Below are 16,787 nucleotides of genomic sequence, written 5' to 3'. Positions count from 1 at the left end.
TCACGGTATCTGCCCTACCTTTGCCAAAAAAACATGCGTTCGTTTTTTGCCAAATTTAAATTCTTCGGCATTGTTCTACTCATTGTTTCCGGGATAATCGTCACCCTTTTCTACAATGCCCTTCAACCCAAAAAATTGTTACCGGTTTACCAACCAGCCATGGTAAATTTTGAATTGGTAGACAGCACCTTACAGCATGTGAAAAAATACCACACTATTGCCGATTTTACTTTGACCAATCAAAACGGCAAATCGATAACTCAAGTGGACTACCACAACAAAATTTATATTGCCGATTTTTTCTTTACTACCTGTCCCACAATTTGTCCTATAATGACAAAAAATATGGCTGGCCTTCAGGACAAAATCATGAATGACAGTGACGTATTGTTGCTATCCCATTCCGTTACCCCAGACATAGATTCCGTTCCACAATTAAAAAAATATGCCTTGGAAAAAGGGGTCAAGGATAACAAATGGAATCTGGTTACAGGTGACAAGGAACAGATCTATGAACTGGCTAGAAAATCCTATTTAGCAGTTAAGACCAGTGGTGACGGAGGACCGTACGATATGATCCATACCGAAAACTTTATTCTTGTAGACAAAGAACGTAGGATAAGGGGCTTTTATGATGGTACAAAATCGGAAGAAATGGATAAATTATTGAGCGATCTTAAAATATTGAAATCTTCCTATAAGGAGTAAAGTACCAAAAACTCTTTACGGATAAAAAGGTATAATTAAGATTGGCGATTTCCTATGTCGAAGTCCCATTTACCACCTCTGCTACCTTTAAAAAAATCTTAGTGTCTCTTCAATTGGAAGCAACAGGCCTTCAAAGCTTCAACTTTTTATGGTTTTACCGTAATACTTCATCTTTTTCTTTTATTTTTGTGCTTAATTAAAATCAATCTAAATAAAAATTGACTACCACAGTAGCACATTTAAAGCGAGGTCAAAAGGGAATCATCAAAGAATTTGCCGATGGAATACTTCCAATTAAACTATTGGAATTAGGTTGCCTTCCTGGCAATGAAATTGAACTCGTACAAGTGGCCCCTCTTAAAGACCCCATATACATTAACGTTAACGGCACGCACATAGCCATTAGGCGATCTGTAGCCGCCCTGATAGAATTAGAAATTATTGAAGATTCCCCACTATGAGCAAACAGATCAAGGTTGCGCTTATAGGCAATCCCAATACCGGAAAGACTTCCGTTTTCAACCAACTAACCGGATTAAAACAAAAAGTAGGCAACTACCCGGGCATCACTGTTGAAAAAAAGGAAGGGGTCTGTAAACTGCCTCGTGGTGTAAAGGCACATATATTGGATTTACCAGGTACCTATAGCCTTAATACTACTTCTTTGGATGAAAGTGTAGTGGTAGAACTTTTGCTCAATAAAAATGATAAGGATTTTCCCGACGTTGCCGTTGTAATCAGCGACGTTGAAAACCTTAAAAGAAACCTTCTTCTTTTTACACAAATCAAAGATCTTAAAATCCCGGTAATCTTGGTCATTAATATGGCCGATCGCATGTCCAGGACTGGTATTTCTTTGGACATAGAACTGTTGGAAGAAAAACTGGACACCAAAATAGCGTTGGTAAGCACCAGAAAAGGTACGGGTATAGACCGAGTTAAGGAATTGATAGCGGACTATAAAAATCTATCCATTAGCCCTAATGTTGACACTACGGTAATTGCACCCCAGTATTTTGAAAAATTGAAATCGACTTTTCCAAAAGAAGAACTTTATAAACTATGGCTTGTAATTACACAGGATGTTAATTTTATGCCCATAGCAAAAAATCCAATTACCATTCCCTCCTCTTTTGCCACCAAATCTAAGGCCGAACTAAAAAGGTTGCAACAGAAGGAAACCATTCTTAGATATCAATTTATAAATGGCATACTAAAACAGGCATATAAGGTGGATATTAATGCGGCCAAGGGACTCAGGGCCACATTGGACAAGATTTTGACACACAAAATATTTGGGTATGTCATTTTTTTCTTGATACTTCTAACCATATTTCAGGCCATATACGACTGGAGCAGTTACCCAATGGATTTTATTGATGAATCTTTTGCTTCTGCCAGTGAATGGGTCAAGGACACTTTACCTCCAGGGGTATTTACCAATTTAATTGCGGAAGGAATCCTTGCTGGGATAGGTGGAATAGTCATTTTTATTCCCCAAATAGCCTTTTTATTCCTTTTTATTGCCCTCTTGGAGGAATCCGGTTATATGAGCCGGGTTGTTTTTTTAATGGACAAATTGATGCGTCCGTTTGGCTTAAGCGGCAAGAGCGTAGTGCCTCTGATTTCAGGAACAGCATGTGCAATTCCCGCAATTATGGCCACTAGGACTATTGAAAACTGGAAGGAGCGGCTTATTACCATTTTGGTTACCCCGTTTACTACCTGCTCTGCCAGACTACCTGTTTATTTGATCATTATTGCCCTAGTTATTCCTGAGGGAAGATTTCTTGGGCTGAGTTATCAGGCCTTGACCTTAATGCTCCTTTATCTCATGGGATTTGGAGCAGCTATTTTTTCGGCGATGATCTTGAACAAGATCATGAAGATAAAAAGCAAGACTTTTTTTGTCATGGAAATGCCAAATTATAAGCTCCCACTCGTTAAGAATGTGGTCTATACAGTTTGGGAAAAAACTAAAAGTTTTGTGTTGGGCGCCGGTAAGATTATTTTGGCCATCTCCATCATACTTTGGTTTCTGGGATCCAATGGATTTTCGGATAATTTTGCCAATGCCGAGGGGATTGTAAGTGAGCAAATTGAAAAACAAGGATTTTCGGATTTCAATAAAATCAATATTGAAAGTACCATGGCCTCGTACAAACAAGCACTTCAGGATAGCATCAATACCCAAGCCTACGCTATGGACCAAGTAGGATTAAGAGATTCACTAAGGCTTAAAGAAAAGACCTTACACGACAAGGCAGTGAACCAAGAAATAGCTAGTTACAAACTGGAAAACTCTTATATGGGATATATGGGAAAAGCCATAGAACCGGTAGTGCGCCCGCTGGGTTACGATTGGAAGATTGGTATTGCCGTCCTTGCCTCTTTTGCTGCTCGGGAAGTCTTCGTGGGTACTTTAGCTACTATATATAGTGTAGGCAGTGACGAAGAAGACACCATAAAGAATAGAATGGCCGCCGAAATAGACCCTAAAACAAAGAAACCCTTATTTAATTTGGCCTCTGGCATTTCTCTTTTGTTATTCTACGCATTTGCAATGCAATGTATGAGTACGCTTGCCATAGTAAAACGGGAGACAAATACCTGGAAATGGCCTGCAGCACAGCTAGTTTTTATGAGCCTTTTTGCTTATATTGTAGCATTGATCGCATACCAGATCTTAAAGTAACCAGGATGACCAAAAATAAGTAAAAATGTAACGGACTTTATTTCCGATAATTTAATAGGACTTTAAAACACCTAAAATGAGCATTCTTCAACACATACTGGTCTATATCACCGTGGTTTTAGCCTTGGGATACATTGTAAAGAAATTTCTATTGCCAAAATCCTTGTTTGCAGGAAAAAAACGTAGCTCTAAAGCTTGTGGTGATGGGGATTGTGGTTGTCATTAATCCTAGTAGAAAACGTTTTAATCTTCCATTGGTACTTAATATTACATTTTATTAAGTAAAATAAATCTGTCTTAAAATAATCACAAGTCCATTGCTTTCAGAAATCCAATTCCTTAATTTGGTATTCATTAGATGACTTGTATGCTCAATTTTAAATTCTTATTCCCCATTTTTTTAATTGTTTTCGGAAGCAATTTTAATCAGGCCCAAGTAATTTCCTCCGTTGTAAAAGACTCCGCTACACAACAACCTATCCCCTATGCCACAATTCTACTGTCCAATAAAAAAGGGGTTATTACCAATGAAGAAGGCCGATTTAGTTTGATATTAGATCAAAAAAGCAAAGACACCGACTCCCTATTTATTTCGTGCATAGGCTATGAAGGTTTGCGCAAGCCATTGAATCAATTCACCGAAGCTGTCATTTTTCTAAGTGCCAAGCCAATAGAATTAAATCCTGTAATTGTCAGTAACAAACAATATACTGCCGAAGAGCTTATAGAGCAGGTAAAAGAACATATCGACAAGAATTATAGTAAATCCCTCACTAAAAAACGATTGTTCTTTAGGGATTCCTATCATCAAAACCTTACCAAATCCAATTATACCTTCAAAGAATCCACCATAGCTGCGCTCAACGAGAAATTCTTGGACAGTGTTTTGAATACCATCCCAAAAAAATCGAGCCGTTACACCGAAATCTTAGGTGACTTCTATGGCAATTATGAAAAGGACAATCAAAAACTCACCCTGATAAAAGCTTCTGAGCTTTACGACAAGCAAAGTGAATTGGACCTAACTTCCTTGGAAGAAAAATTCAATGATATTCTAAAGAAAAATATAAAGTCCGATTCCTATTTCAAAATTAAATCGGGTCTATTCGGTACAAAAGTGGATGCCGACGAAATATTTACCCCAGAGAATGAAGGTGCAGATGCAGAGGCCCTGAAAAAAGAATTGGAAGAAAAGAAAAAGAAGGAAGAAAATCGAAAAAAGAATTTCGCTTCCTTTAAAAAAGGAAGTCTCAGTAAGATTATGGAAAAACAGTTCTTTCTGAAAGATTCAGACCTCAATTTCATCCATAAAGACAATCGGTACAATTTTAAAATGGTAGATTTTACCTACATAGGGAATGATGCGGTCTATATCCTGGATTTTGAGCCCAAAAGAGCTGCAGACTACCAAGGTAGGCTATATATCCATGCAGATGATTTTGCTATAATCCGATTGGATTACAGCAATGTTAAATCCTTGAGGACCTTTAAGCTATTGGGAGTATCTTTGGACCAATATTTGGACAAGGGCAAGATGATATTTTCCAAGAATGAAGAAGGATTTTACTATTTACGCTATTTTGAAGAAGAACTGGGCGCAAAGGTGGCCATAAAAAGGCCTTTGAAAATCATTGAACTAAACAAGCGTGTAAAGGGAAGGAACAAACAGAACGAGCTTTCCTTAAAAATAGATATGGCGAGCAGTGGGGTAAACAGGCACGAGGTGATCCTTTTTGATTCTGAAGCCATAACTACCGCCCAATTCAATGCCGTTCAGGAAAATAATACCGTTCTTCCTACCTATATGCCCAACTACAATCCTGAATTTTGGAAGGGGTATAACATAATAGAACCCAACCAGGCAATAAAGGATTTTACGGCGCGAGTAGAGGTTAACTAAAGACTAAACCAAATTTTGAATAAAGGAATAACACAACAATGCCCAACCAATAACTAGGAATAATCCGCCCAATGGGGTAATTGGACCCAAAAACTTGAGTTTTTTTCCTTTAGCTGCACTTATAGAAAGTCCATAAATACTAAATGAAAATAGAAACACTCCAATTATAATACAATAAATCATATAACGTTCCAAAGCTGTTTCCAGATTAAAATTAAATCCTAAAACCAGTAATAAAATGGCATGGTACATTTGATACTTTACCCCAGTTTCAAAACTTTTTAATTGTTGTTCGTTCATGATTTTTTTTAGGGCATGCGCTCCAAATGCCCCGAAAACCACTGCTAAAAGACCGTAAAGAGAACCCAGTACATGCGCTAAAAGAACCATAAAAATATTTTTATAAAAGTAGTAAACAATAAAACTAATTGAACTCCATCTTTAATTCCAAGTCCTTATTCAAATTAAAAGCGCATTCTTTATAAGATGGAGGACCAAAGGTCTTTAATTTGGCATTAGAAAAGGCTATGGGTTCCTTTGGAATTCCCAACCAATTTGTATCCAATTTATCGTTTTCGTTTTCATCATGAAAAATAGCCATGGCATATTCGCCTTTGGGAAGATCGGAAATCTTGAAATGGGTAGTGACCTCAGTAGCGGTAATGCGTTCTACCTTATATACCTCCTCAAATTTTAGAAACCCTTCGGACTTATTGTAAATGGCAATATTGATATTGCCAATGGATGATTTTACGCCATGCACTACTACGGACAGTTTATTTTGGGACATGCCGCTGAATGGAAATAAAATCAACACAAGCCAAATATATTTCTTCAAATAACCGACCATTGTAAACCCCACAACTATTCTTTTGGAGGATTAATTTTGTTTGATAAAAGCTGATACATAGCCACCGTTTCCGTGCTATCTGGCATGTTTAAAAATAATTTCATGGAATCCTGATATACCAATCTTATTTTAGGTTGGGAAAGTCGATCCACATAAACATACACCTTGTTAAGGCTTAAGCTATCTTCTTTAAAGACTCCTTTTTCCCTTTCCTTAACAGAGAATCCATTGATGCGTTCCATGGAAGGAATCTTTTCCACCATTGCAACACTGTCCATCTCCGCATAAGGGATTTTAACGAAATATATTCCAGATAATATTTCCAATTCCTCCTTTTCCGTCTTTATCCAATTTTTGTAATGAGCCGTAAAAGCCAAGGCAACTACAATTATGGTGACCACAATAAGCAAATTTAAAAACCAATGTCTTTTTTCTGTATTTCCCATAATTTAAATGAAGATAGATGATTCCTCTAACAAACCAAAATATTTCAACTAAGGCCTACATCGAGCATCATCATAACTATAAATCCTCCTATAAAACCCATGGTGGCTATATCCGTAAACTTATCTTGTTGAGTTTCCGGAATTACCTCTTCAACGACCACAAAAATCATAGCGCCTGCTGCAAAAGAAAGGGCATAGGGTAAAATAGGCTGAAAAGCAAGAACCGCCCATGCACCCAATACCGCTGCAATAGGTTCCACCAAGGCTGATGCCTGTCCATACATAAAACTCTTTCTCCTACTTAAGCCCTGCCGCCTTAACGGCATGGCCACCGCAAAACCTTCCGGAAAATTTTGAAGTCCTATCCCCAAGGCCAAGGCAACTGCCCCGCCAATTGTAGCTCCATCAAATCCTGCTGCAACACCTCCAAACAAGACCCCAACTGCCAATCCTTCTGGAATATTGTGCAGGGTAATCGCTAAAGTTAATAAGGTGGTTTTATGCCAGGGAGTTTTAATTCCTTCTTTTTCGTTTTCCTTAAAGTTTATATGCAAATGAGGCAATACCTTATCTAACCCAAAAAGAAACAATGCCCCTAATAAAAAGCCAACTGCAGCCGGTATCACCTTAACAAATCCCTCCCCAGGGCTCATTTCTATACCAGGGGCCAATAAACTCCAGAAACTGGCCGCTACCATGACCCCGCCCGTAAAACCAAGCATGCCATCCAGTACGGCACGATTCATAGTCTTAAAGAAAAACACCAATGAGGCACCCAGGGCCGTAAGTCCCCATGTAAACAAGGTAGCATAAAAAGCAGCTAGTATTGGGTCGATAGATTCAAAATAATCAATAATTTCATTCATATTTCATCATTGGTTTTAATATACAAATTAGAAGCGATGACATGTGAAATTTGCATTTTCCTTCCGTCTATTTCAATATTTAATGAACCATCGAACTCCTCCCTTTCGATTACGTTTATTTGATTACCCAAGGCTATACCATTCTTATCCAAAAACTTCAAAAACGTTGCTGATGAATCTTTGACGCCAACGCATACTCCAATAGTATTAATAGGGACTTCACTAAGCAAATCCCTATCCCTTTCCTTAAAGGCTCCGTTCCTATCCGGTATTGGATCTCCATGCGGATCAAACTTGGGAAATGCCAAGAGACGATCTAGACTATCTATTAGCTGGTCACTTTTAATGTGCTCCAACTGTTCCGCCACCTCATGGACCTCATCCCAGGAAAAATCCAGTTTCTCCACTAAAAAAACTTCCCAAAGTCTATGCTTTCTAATAATGCTCAATGCCCTTTTTGTCCCTAATGGGGTTAACGAAACCCCTTGGTATCGTTTGTAGTTTACCAAATCTTTTTCGGACAATTTTTTAATCATATCGGTAACCGAGGAGGGCTTGGTTTCCATTAGCTCTGCAATGGCATTGGTGGCCACTTCCTCTGTCCCCTTTCTGCCTAAATGAAAAATGGTCTTAATATAATTCTCTTCCGAACGTGTCATCAAATAATATTTATACAAAAATACATTTTTATTTGTACAAACAAATTTTTAGATTTGCCTAAAATATAATTTAACTTAATGAAAAATATAATTTTACTATTTCTATTTGCACCATTATCCCTTCTTTTCTCCCAAACCGGAACCTTGGAAGGTACAGTTACCTCCAACGGAGAGCTATTGGCCTGGGCGACCATACAGCTGCAAGGCACCCACATCGGCACCACTACGGATGAAACAGGGAAGTATAGCCTAAACGCTCCCTTTGGAAGCTATACCGTAGTTTGCCAAAGCATAGGATACACCTCCATACTTAAAAAAACTATTGTAGACCAATCCCCTACATTAAAATTAAATTTTGAATTAAAAGAAGATGTTATGGGGCTGGAACAGGTAGTGGTAACTGGAACGCGAACGGACAAAAGACGCACGGACTCCCCCGTCATCGTAAATCTGATCAACAGTAAAACATTGGATAATGTAGTGGCAACAAATCTTTCTGAAGGGCTTAGGTTCCAACCAGGCCTCCGGGTGGAAACCGATTGCCAAACGTGCAATTATACCCAATTGCGGATAAATGGACTTCAAGGGGGGTATTCACAAATATTGATCAACGGAAGGCCTATTTTTAGCCCGCTTACCGGCTTATACGGTATGGAGCAAATTCCAACCAACATGATAGAACGTATAGAAATAGTCCGAGGCGGCGTTTCGGCCTTATACGGATCAAGTGCCATAGGTGGTACCGTGAATGTGATCACCAAAATTCCAAGACAAAACGACTATTCCTTTACCTATACCTATCAAAATGTAGGGAACAATGGCAACGATCATCTTCTAGTAGGAAACGCAACCGTAGTAAATCCAAAACGAAATGCAGGAGCCACCTTTTTCGTCAGCAAGAGGGACCGTGACACCTATGACGCTAACGGCGATAATTTTTCTGAGCTACCACAGCTAAAAAACAACTCCTTCGGTACCAACTTCTTTTACCTACCAAAGAAAAACCAAAAGTTAGAAGTAAGTATTAGTAGCATAAATGAATACCGGTACGGCGGGGAGATGGTGGATAAACCTGCCCACTTGGCACAGCAATCCGAAGAAAGGACCCATAACGTACTCATGGGCAGTCTGGATTATCAAATAAATTTTAATGAGGAAAAAAGTGCACTTATACTTTATTATGGTGGTCAATATACCGATCGTGATCATTATACGGGCATAATCCCGGACAGCCAACCAGAATTGGGGGAATTCTTGGCGGACCCCCCTTACGGAATATCAAATGTTACTACACATCAAGGTGGCACACAATACAATCATAGCTTTAAAGAGTTTCTTGGCGGTAAAACCGTATTTACATTTGGTTCCGAATTTGTATATGACGAGGTACTGGATGTTATTGAACCCTATAATTATAAAATAGACCAAACAACTAGGAATTTAAGTGGTTTTATACAGAACGACTGGGATATTTCTGCCAAATTAAATTTTCTTTCCGGTTTTAGGATCGATGACCACAACCTAGTAGACAAAACTATTATTAGCCCTAGGCTCTCCTTGCTCTACAAGTGGAACAAGGAGACACAATTGAGATTGGGTTGGGGTACTGGTTTTAGGGCTCCCCAAGCTTTTGATACGGACTTGCACATTGCCTTTGCCGGAGGTGGTATCTCCCGTATTTCATTATCCGACCGCCTAAAGGAGGAACGCTCCAACAGTTTTACAGGATCTATTAATTATGATAAGGCATCAGAACACTTCATTGCCGGTTTTACTCTGGAGGGGTTTTATACCCACTTAAATGATGCCTATTATCTTTTCCCTTTGGGCGAGGATGAATTTGGACAGCGTTTTGAAAAGAGAAACGGTCCTGGTGCAACGGTCCGGGGTATTACCCTAGAAACTAGAGCCAATTTTGATTATTTGCTTCAGATCGAAGCAGGCTTCACCCTACAATCCAGCCTCTTCGATAATGCCATTGAGAATATTACAGGATTGGAAGCAAAAAGGGCATTTTTAAGAACCCCAAACCACTACGGTTATGCCACTATTACTTATACACCCACTAAAAAATTAAGTGGTAGCGCCAATATTGTGTACACCGGACCTATGGAAATTGCCCATTATAGTGGGGAGGGAACAGGACAGCAAGTAAATGAATATACCCAGTCCCCAACGTTTACGGAACTAAGTCTCCGCCTTGGCTATAACCACGCATTTTCCGAAATTGACACAGGAATAGAGATATTTGGTGGTGTCAAAAATTTGACCAATGCTTATCAGGACGATTTTGATTTGGGGAAAAACAGGGATAGTAACTACGTCTATGGTCCTGGGGCTCCAAGAACCGTTTTTATAGGACTAAGGATAAAATCTTTATAAGAATGAAGCTACCCAAGACAACACTTATAATATTGCTGGTGAATTCATTTCTACCATGGAACGATGCACATGCACAAGAAAAAAATGAAATTAATTGGATTAGCTTTGAGCAACTACATGATTCCCTTAAAGTACATCCGCAAAAGGTATTCATACATTTTTATGCGGATTGGTGTTCTCCTTGCTTAAAAATGGATGAAGTAGCCTTTAAAGACCCTAAAGTTGTTCATAAAATAAATAAGGATTTCTATGCTATAAAATTTAATGTAGAAACCAAGGATACCATTGTTTTTGGAGAACAGCGTTTTACAAATCCAAGAGCAAAAAGACGTAATCCCGTTCATGAAATACCCCTTCTATTGGCTAGCAGAAAAGATGCCCCCTTTACGCTACCAGCATTAGTATTTATGGATTCCTCTTTTATTGCCCAAGCACGCTATTTTCAATATCTTGATGCCGATCAATTACTGGGAATACTAGAGAAAATGCCTTAAAAAATCTCCATAATTTACCATTATCCGGTTTGTAAGTTCTACCAATAGAATTTGTACTTTTGGATGGCATCCCGATGATGGACACTAATTCACACTAAACTCGGCCTAATCCCTTAACACAATTGAGTATTTCCACGGCAACATACGATTATATTATTATTGGCGCAGGGGCCTCTGGTTTGTTATTGGCCAATGCTATGACCAAGGATAATTTCTTTGCTCAGAAATCAATCCTATTGTTAGACAGAAATTTAAACAAACAAAATGACCGCACCTGGTGTTTTTGGGAAATTGGCGAAGGAGATTTTGATACTATACTTTACAAAACCTGGGATCATATTCTAGTAGCAGATGATCAATATTCCAAACGCACGTCCATTGCCCCATACCTGTATAAAATGATTCGAGCTGAGGATTTTTACCGTTCTTACCGTAACCAATTAGCTTGCCGTTCCAACATCACTTTGTTACAAGGGAACGTAAAAGAAGTTCAAGATAAAGGCAATGAAGTAATGGTCTCCACTGATACCAATACTTTTAAAGGCAAAAGGGTATTCAATAGTATATTTGACTATAAGCCGCTGTTACAACAACAAAAATATCCGGTTTTACAGCAACATTTCATAGGATGGTTTGTAAAAACAACAAAACCTATATTTGATGGGAATCAAGCCACTTTTATGGATTTCTCCATTCCACAGAAGGGAAACACCCGTTTTATGTACGTATTGCCATTTTCAGAAACAGAGGCCTTGGTGGAATACACCTTATTCTCTGAAAATATGCTCCCAGAAAAGGAATATGAAGAGGCTATAAAGTCCTATCTAAATGATGAATTGGGTTGCCAAGATTATGAAATAATAGAAAGGGAAAAAGGAAGTATCCCCATGAGCTGTTATGATTTTAACATCCACAACAGCACAAACCTAATGCATATAGGTGTTGCCGGAGGCTGGGCAAAGCCAAGTTCGGGCTATACCTTTATGCGGACACACCAAAAAATAACAGCGTTAATCCCATTTTTAAAAAGAGACAAACCATTAAATTCCTTTTTTAAAAAGGACCGATTTTGGTTTTATGACCTCCTCCTATTGGATATACTACATAAGACCAACAATAAGGGAAGATTAATTTTTGGACAACTGTTCAAGAACCGTGGGCCACAACAAATATTTAAATTTTTAGACGAAAAAACCGGTATCCTGGAAGACTTAAAAATAATAGCTGCCTGCCCTAAAAAAGAATTTATTCAGGCCTTCATCCGAAGGGTTTTTTTAATTTAACAAGCTATATTTTCTAATACTGATATATACCCGTATATTTTACTCTTTTAAAAACCAATTACTCACATGCAAACCATATCTACCTTCAGAACTGCCTTAGTTCTATCCCTTTTTGGCATTTTTGCCATATCCTGTGATAAAAAACCCAAGCAACCCCAGGAACCCTTGTTGGTAATAAAAGAAGACACCACTACTGCCTTAAACAGGTTTAAGGAAATAAGGGAAAGCGTTCCCGCACAAGTCGCAGAAGGCTTAACATTGTCTTTATGGGCTTCAGATTCCTTGGCTCCTGATCCAGTGGCGATGTCCGTTGACGATGAAGGAAACATATACCTTACTAGGACCAACCGTCAAAAAAACTCTGAATTTGATATCAGAGGTTTCAGACATTGGATGACACCATCAATTGCCCTACAATCCGTGGAGGATAGAAAGAACTTTTTACATGAAACCTTCGCCTCCGAAAAAACCGAGGAAAACGAATGGTTAAAGGACTTAAATAATGATGGCATCCACGATTGGAAAGATCTCACGGTGCAAAAGGAGGAAATATGGAAATTGGAGGATCAAAATGCTAATGGCTATGCCAATGTTGCTACAAGAATTGTGAATGATTTTAATGAAGAAAAATCGGATGTTGCCGGAGCATTATTGGTTAGGAAAAATGATATGTTCGTAGGTATTGCTCCGGATATGTGGAGAATTACCGATGAGGATGGAGATGGGATTATGAACGATAAAACTTCCATTTCCCATGGTTACGGGGTACATATCGGTTTTGGGGGACATGGAATGTCCGGAGCTATTGAAGGTCCTGACGGAAGGATATATTGGGGTATTGGCGATATAGGGGCCAATATTACTACCGCAGACGGAACAAATCACAAATACCCTAATCAAGGGGTTATTGTTAGATCCAATCCCGATGGTAGCGATTTTGAAGTTTTTGCCGCTGGTGTCCGTAATACGCATGAATTCGTATTTGACGAATACGGTAATATTATTACCGCTGATAATGACGGAGATCACCGTGGAGAAAGTGAACGCTTGGTATATATTGTCGAAGGATCGGATGCAGGTTGGCGCTCCAACTGGCAATATGGCAAATATACCGACCCAAAAAACAATAGCTACAACGTTTGGATGGATGAAAAACTTTTTGTTCCACGTTGGGAAAACCAAGCCGCCTATATTATTCCGCCCATAATGAACTTTCACAATGGTCCCACTGGAATGGCATACAACCCCGGCACGGCCTTGGGGAAAGAATGGAAAAATAAATTTTTTCTAGTGGAGTTTGTTGGTAATCCAAGTAGATCTCACATATGGAGTTTCGACTTAAAACCTAAAGGTGCCTCCTTTGAATTAAATAAGGAACAAGATATTTTGAGTGGAATTCTCCCTACAGGAATTCGTTTCGCACCGGATGGTGCTCTTTACATTGCAGACTGGATGAACGGCTGGGACACCAAAAATTACGGTCGGGTCTGGAAGTTGGATGTTGCTGCCAACAAAAACGACCTTAAGGCGGAAAGAAAGGAAACAGAGCGTTTAATGACCTTGGACTATACAGACCAAAGCGCAGACGAATTGATCCAATTCCTATCATATCCAGATATGCGTATTCGCCAAAAAGCGCAGTTCGAATTGGCAGATAGGGATAATAAGGGCCAAAAAGCATTTACCGTAGCCATTACACAAAAGGAAAACCAATTGGCCCGGGTCCATGGAATTTGGGGCATTGGACAATTGGCACGAAAAAAATTGGAAAGAGCGGAAGCTTTAATGCTCCTTTTAAAGGACAGTGACGCGGAAATTGTGGCACAGGCTGCCAAAACTCTGGGAGATGTTAGATATAATAATGCCGGTAAAAACCTAATTTCCTTGCTTGGACACCAAAACGCCCGAGTTCGTTTCTTCGCTGCACAAGCTATAGGTAGGATTGCGGAAAAAAGTGCAGTTCAGCCCTTATTAACCATGTTGGAGGCTAATAATGACGAAGATCTTTATTTAAGACATGCAGCTGTATTGGCGCTTAGCAGAATTGGAGAAACTGCCCCTATAATTGCCTTGGCCGACAGTAAAAACAGAAGTTTGCGCATAGCCGCTGTATTGGTATTGAGACGACTACAGAATGAACATTTAGCCCTTTTTTTAAGGGACCAGGATGAATATATAGTTACCGAGGCCGCTAGGGCAATCAACGACGATTGGTCAATTGAACCTGCCTTGCCTGCTTTAGCCTCCTTGTTGAAAGAGGAAAGATTTACCTCTGAACCATTATTGCGCAGAAGTATTAATGCCGCACTTAGGGTTGGAGGTGATAAGGAGTTGGACCTGCTAATCGACTTTGCACGCAGAACAACTGTGTCCAGCACACTTAGAGGTGAAGCATTGGCAGCCATTGGCACATGGGCCTCCCCTTCTGTCCTGGACAGGGTAGATGGGCGTTATAGGGGAGAAATTAATAGGGATGCCATTGCCGTAAAACATAAAATAGAAAAATATATTCCCGACTTTTTAAAGGATAAAAACCCGGATATTTTAGTGGCCGCAGCCAAGGCCATAAGCGCCCTCAAAATAGATGGTTACAATGCCCAATTGGCAACTATCATGAAAAGCAATACTTCCCCAGAGGTGCGTTCTGCCATGTTAATGGCACTTGGAGATCTAAATTATACCAATATTGAAGAGGCTATGAGAATTGGTATGGCAGATAAAAATCGGGATGTGCGTACCGTGGCTGTAGGATTAGTAACCCAAGTTGATATTCCCAAAGAAAAATTGCCCGCTATTGTAGAGCCTATATTTAAAAGTGGGTCCATTATTGAACAACAAAAAATGCTAAGCGTTTTGGGAGAGATGCCACTTGAAAAAAGTAAGGATGTACTAAGCGCTCTAATAAAACAAGGAAATAACAAGAAGCTATCAAATGGGGTTATCTTGGATCTGACAGAGGCTGTTGAGGCTACCCAATCCAAAGAACTAATTGCTCAACTGGGCAAACTTAAAGCCCACGGTGATGGTTTGGATGCCTATTCTGAAACCCTAAATGGCGGAAACAGAAGGGCAGGATATGACTATTTCAATACTAATTCAACTGGGCAATGTGTTAGGTGCCATGCCGTTGGGGGTGCAGGTGGATCTGTAGGCCCTGCCATGGACAATATTGGAAACCTATTGAGCAGGGAACAAATACTGGAGGCGTTGATTAATCCGAGTGCACGTTTATCACCAGGTTACGGAATGGTTACCGTTACCCTAAAAGATGGGCAAACGGTTACAGGAATTTTGGAAGAGGAAACCAAGGATGAGCTCATACTTAAAACCTCTGATGCAGAACCCATGGAAATTGCACTATCCAGAATAGATAAGAGACAAAATATGGCTTCAGGGATGCCTCCTATGGGTTCCTTAATGTCCAAAAGGGAAATAAGGGATGTAATCGAATTCTTGGCCGGTATGAAAAAAGAATAACTTATACTTCGCGGTTCATTAAGGCAGTTCCAAACTGCCTTAATGTTTCCTTTTTCCCAGGTGCAACGCTTAGCATTTCCAAAGTTTTAAATGCCTTATCGGTGTAACTTTCTATCTCTTTTATAGTACGGGATACTGCCCCTGTTTCCTCAAATAATTCTTTAACGGTATTTATTTTATTGGTGGCATCCTTTGGTTTAATGGAAAACAAATGCTCTAATTCTTGAGCCTGATCTGGGGTTCCCAATTCCAAAGCTTTTAAGTACAAATAGGTCTTTTTGTTTTCAATAATATCGCCCCCTACCTGTTTTCCAAAGCTTTTGGGGTCTCCAAAAGCATCCAAATAATCGTCCTGAAGTTGAAAGGCAATCCCCAGATTTTTTCCAAAATCATAAATCAAATCTTGGACATCCTCCGATTCATCTGCAATTATAGCCCCCATTTTCATGGCCGCGGCTACTAAAACAGCCGTCTTATTTTGAATCATAATGAGATATTCAGGAATGCTTACATCTTCCCTGTTCTCAAAATCCACATCATACTGTTGTCCTTCGCAAACTTCCAAAGCAGTTTTACTGAACAATTTCATTAAGTTCTTATAGGTGCTCGCAGGATAACTTTCCAACAGTTGATAACTATATATTAACATGGCATCCCCAGAAAGAATTCCTGTATTCATGTCCCACTTTTTATGAAGGGTCTGCTTTCCCCTTCTCAATGGGGCCTCATCCATAATATCATCATGTACCAAAGAAAAATTGTGAAATACCTCAATGGCCAAAGAGGCATCCAAAGCCTTTTTATAATCCCCTCCAAAAATATCGGTCGTCATTAAAGTTAAAACAGGTCTTAATCGTTTCCCGCCTAAATTAAGAATATAGGAGATAGGCTCATACAGATTTACAGGCTCTTTAATTTTGAATTTATACTCCATATAGGCCAGGAATTCGGCCCTGTATTGTTCTATACTCTGCATAATGGCAATTTTTTTCAAAAATACATTAAAAGACATCACTTATCATAATGA

15 protein-coding genes are annotated in these 16,787 nt (G+C 39.3%); 9 read left to right on the top strand and 6 right to left on the bottom strand.

Going from position 1 to position 16,787, the window contains the following annotated elements; genetic code table 11:
* The first annotated feature begins 33 nt into the window (after positions 1 to 33).
* The 5 genes from CWD90_RS10015 to CWD90_RS10000 all read left to right on the top strand — a co-directional run bounded on the left by CWD90_RS10015 (position 34) and on the right by CWD90_RS10000 (position 5,303).
* Entirely contained in the window at positions 34 to 708 is a 675-nt protein-coding gene (locus tag CWD90_RS10015; protein ID WP_103475864.1) for an SCO family protein, read from the top strand.
* Positions 709 to 926: 218 nt separating this feature from the next.
* Positions 927 to 1,169, top strand: a complete 243-nt coding sequence (locus CWD90_RS10010; protein ID WP_103475822.1) for a FeoA family protein — start codon at positions 927 to 929, stop codon at positions 1,167 to 1,169.
* Complete coding sequence (gene feoB, locus CWD90_RS10005; RefSeq protein WP_103475821.1) at positions 1,166 to 3,403, top strand: ferrous iron transport protein B; 2,238 nt, start codon at positions 1,166 to 1,168, stop codon at positions 3,401 to 3,403. Before CWD90_RS10010 ends, feoB begins: the two co-directional genes overlap by 4 nt.
* 76 nt (positions 3,404 to 3,479) lie before the next feature.
* Positions 3,480 to 3,629, top strand: coding sequence for a hypothetical protein (locus CWD90_RS23195; protein WP_192878009.1), 150 nt, complete (start codon positions 3,480 to 3,482; stop codon positions 3,627 to 3,629).
* Between the two features lie 141 nt (positions 3,630 to 3,770).
* Positions 3,771 to 5,303: a carboxypeptidase-like regulatory domain-containing protein gene (locus tag CWD90_RS10000; protein WP_103475820.1), complete on the top strand. Its 1,533-nt coding sequence runs from the start codon at positions 3,771 to 3,773 to the stop codon at positions 5,301 to 5,303.
* 3 nt (positions 5,304 to 5,306) lie between these two features.
* On the opposite strand, the gene CWD90_RS09995 is transcribed toward CWD90_RS10000, so the two are convergent.
* From CWD90_RS09995 to CWD90_RS09975, 5 genes are read right to left on the bottom strand one after another with little or no spacing between them, the layout of a single operon-like run.
* Positions 5,307 to 5,693: a DUF423 domain-containing protein gene (locus CWD90_RS09995; RefSeq protein ID WP_103475819.1), complete on the bottom strand. Its 387-nt coding sequence runs from the start codon at positions 5,691 to 5,693 to the stop codon at positions 5,307 to 5,309.
* Positions 5,694 to 5,727: 34 nt separating this feature from the next.
* Positions 5,728 to 6,141, bottom strand: a complete 414-nt coding sequence (locus CWD90_RS09990; protein ID WP_239986502.1) for a DUF2141 domain-containing protein — start codon at positions 6,139 to 6,141, stop codon at positions 5,728 to 5,730.
* A 26-nt stretch (positions 6,142 to 6,167) separates the two neighbouring features.
* Complete coding sequence (locus CWD90_RS09985; RefSeq protein WP_103475817.1) at positions 6,168 to 6,599, bottom strand: hypothetical protein; 432 nt, start codon at positions 6,597 to 6,599, stop codon at positions 6,168 to 6,170.
* A gap of 44 nt (positions 6,600 to 6,643) precedes the next feature.
* A complete protein-coding gene (locus CWD90_RS09980; RefSeq protein ID WP_103475816.1) occupies positions 6,644 to 7,465 on the bottom strand; it encodes a ZIP family metal transporter in 822 nt (273 codons plus the stop codon).
* On the bottom strand, positions 7,462 to 8,124 hold the full coding sequence (locus CWD90_RS09975; protein WP_103475815.1) for a metal-dependent transcriptional regulator: 663 nt from the start codon (positions 8,122 to 8,124) through the stop codon (positions 7,462 to 7,464). Before CWD90_RS09975 ends, CWD90_RS09980 begins: the two co-directional genes overlap by 4 nt.
* A gap of 78 nt (positions 8,125 to 8,202) precedes the next feature.
* Between CWD90_RS09975 and CWD90_RS09970 the strand changes: the two genes are divergently transcribed.
* The 4 genes from CWD90_RS09970 to CWD90_RS09955 all read left to right on the top strand — a co-directional run bounded on the left by CWD90_RS09970 (position 8,203) and on the right by CWD90_RS09955 (position 15,760).
* Positions 8,203 to 10,506: a TonB-dependent receptor gene (locus CWD90_RS09970; protein WP_103475814.1), complete on the top strand. Its 2,304-nt coding sequence runs from the start codon at positions 8,203 to 8,205 to the stop codon at positions 10,504 to 10,506.
* 2 nt (positions 10,507 to 10,508) lie between these two features.
* A complete protein-coding gene (locus CWD90_RS09965) occupies positions 10,509 to 11,000 on the top strand; it encodes a thioredoxin family protein (protein ID WP_103475813.1) in 492 nt (163 codons plus the stop codon).
* A 122-nt stretch (positions 11,001 to 11,122) separates the two neighbouring features.
* Complete coding sequence (locus tag CWD90_RS09960) at positions 11,123 to 12,283, top strand: lycopene cyclase family protein (protein WP_103475812.1); 1,161 nt, start codon at positions 11,123 to 11,125, stop codon at positions 12,281 to 12,283.
* 66 nt (positions 12,284 to 12,349) lie between these two features.
* Positions 12,350 to 15,760 carry a DUF7133 domain-containing protein gene (locus tag CWD90_RS09955; protein ID WP_103475811.1) on the top strand — a complete coding sequence of 1,137 codons (3,411 nt, stop codon included), beginning with the start codon at positions 12,350 to 12,352 and terminating at the stop codon, positions 15,758 to 15,760.
* Between the two features lies 1 nt (position 15,761).
* Here CWD90_RS09955 and CWD90_RS09950 read toward each other — a convergent pair whose 3' ends face one another.
* Entirely contained in the window at positions 15,762 to 16,736 is a 975-nt protein-coding gene (locus CWD90_RS09950) for a polyprenyl synthetase family protein (protein WP_103475863.1), read from the bottom strand.
* Positions 16,737 to 16,787 lie beyond the last annotated feature (51 nt).

Source organism: Arenibacter catalasegens, from assembly GCF_002909235.1.
Lineage (GTDB): Bacteria > Bacteroidota > Bacteroidia > Flavobacteriales > Flavobacteriaceae > Arenibacter > Arenibacter catalasegens.
Note: the sequence above shows the minus strand (reverse complement) of the source record. Positions and strands in the feature narration are given on the sequence as shown.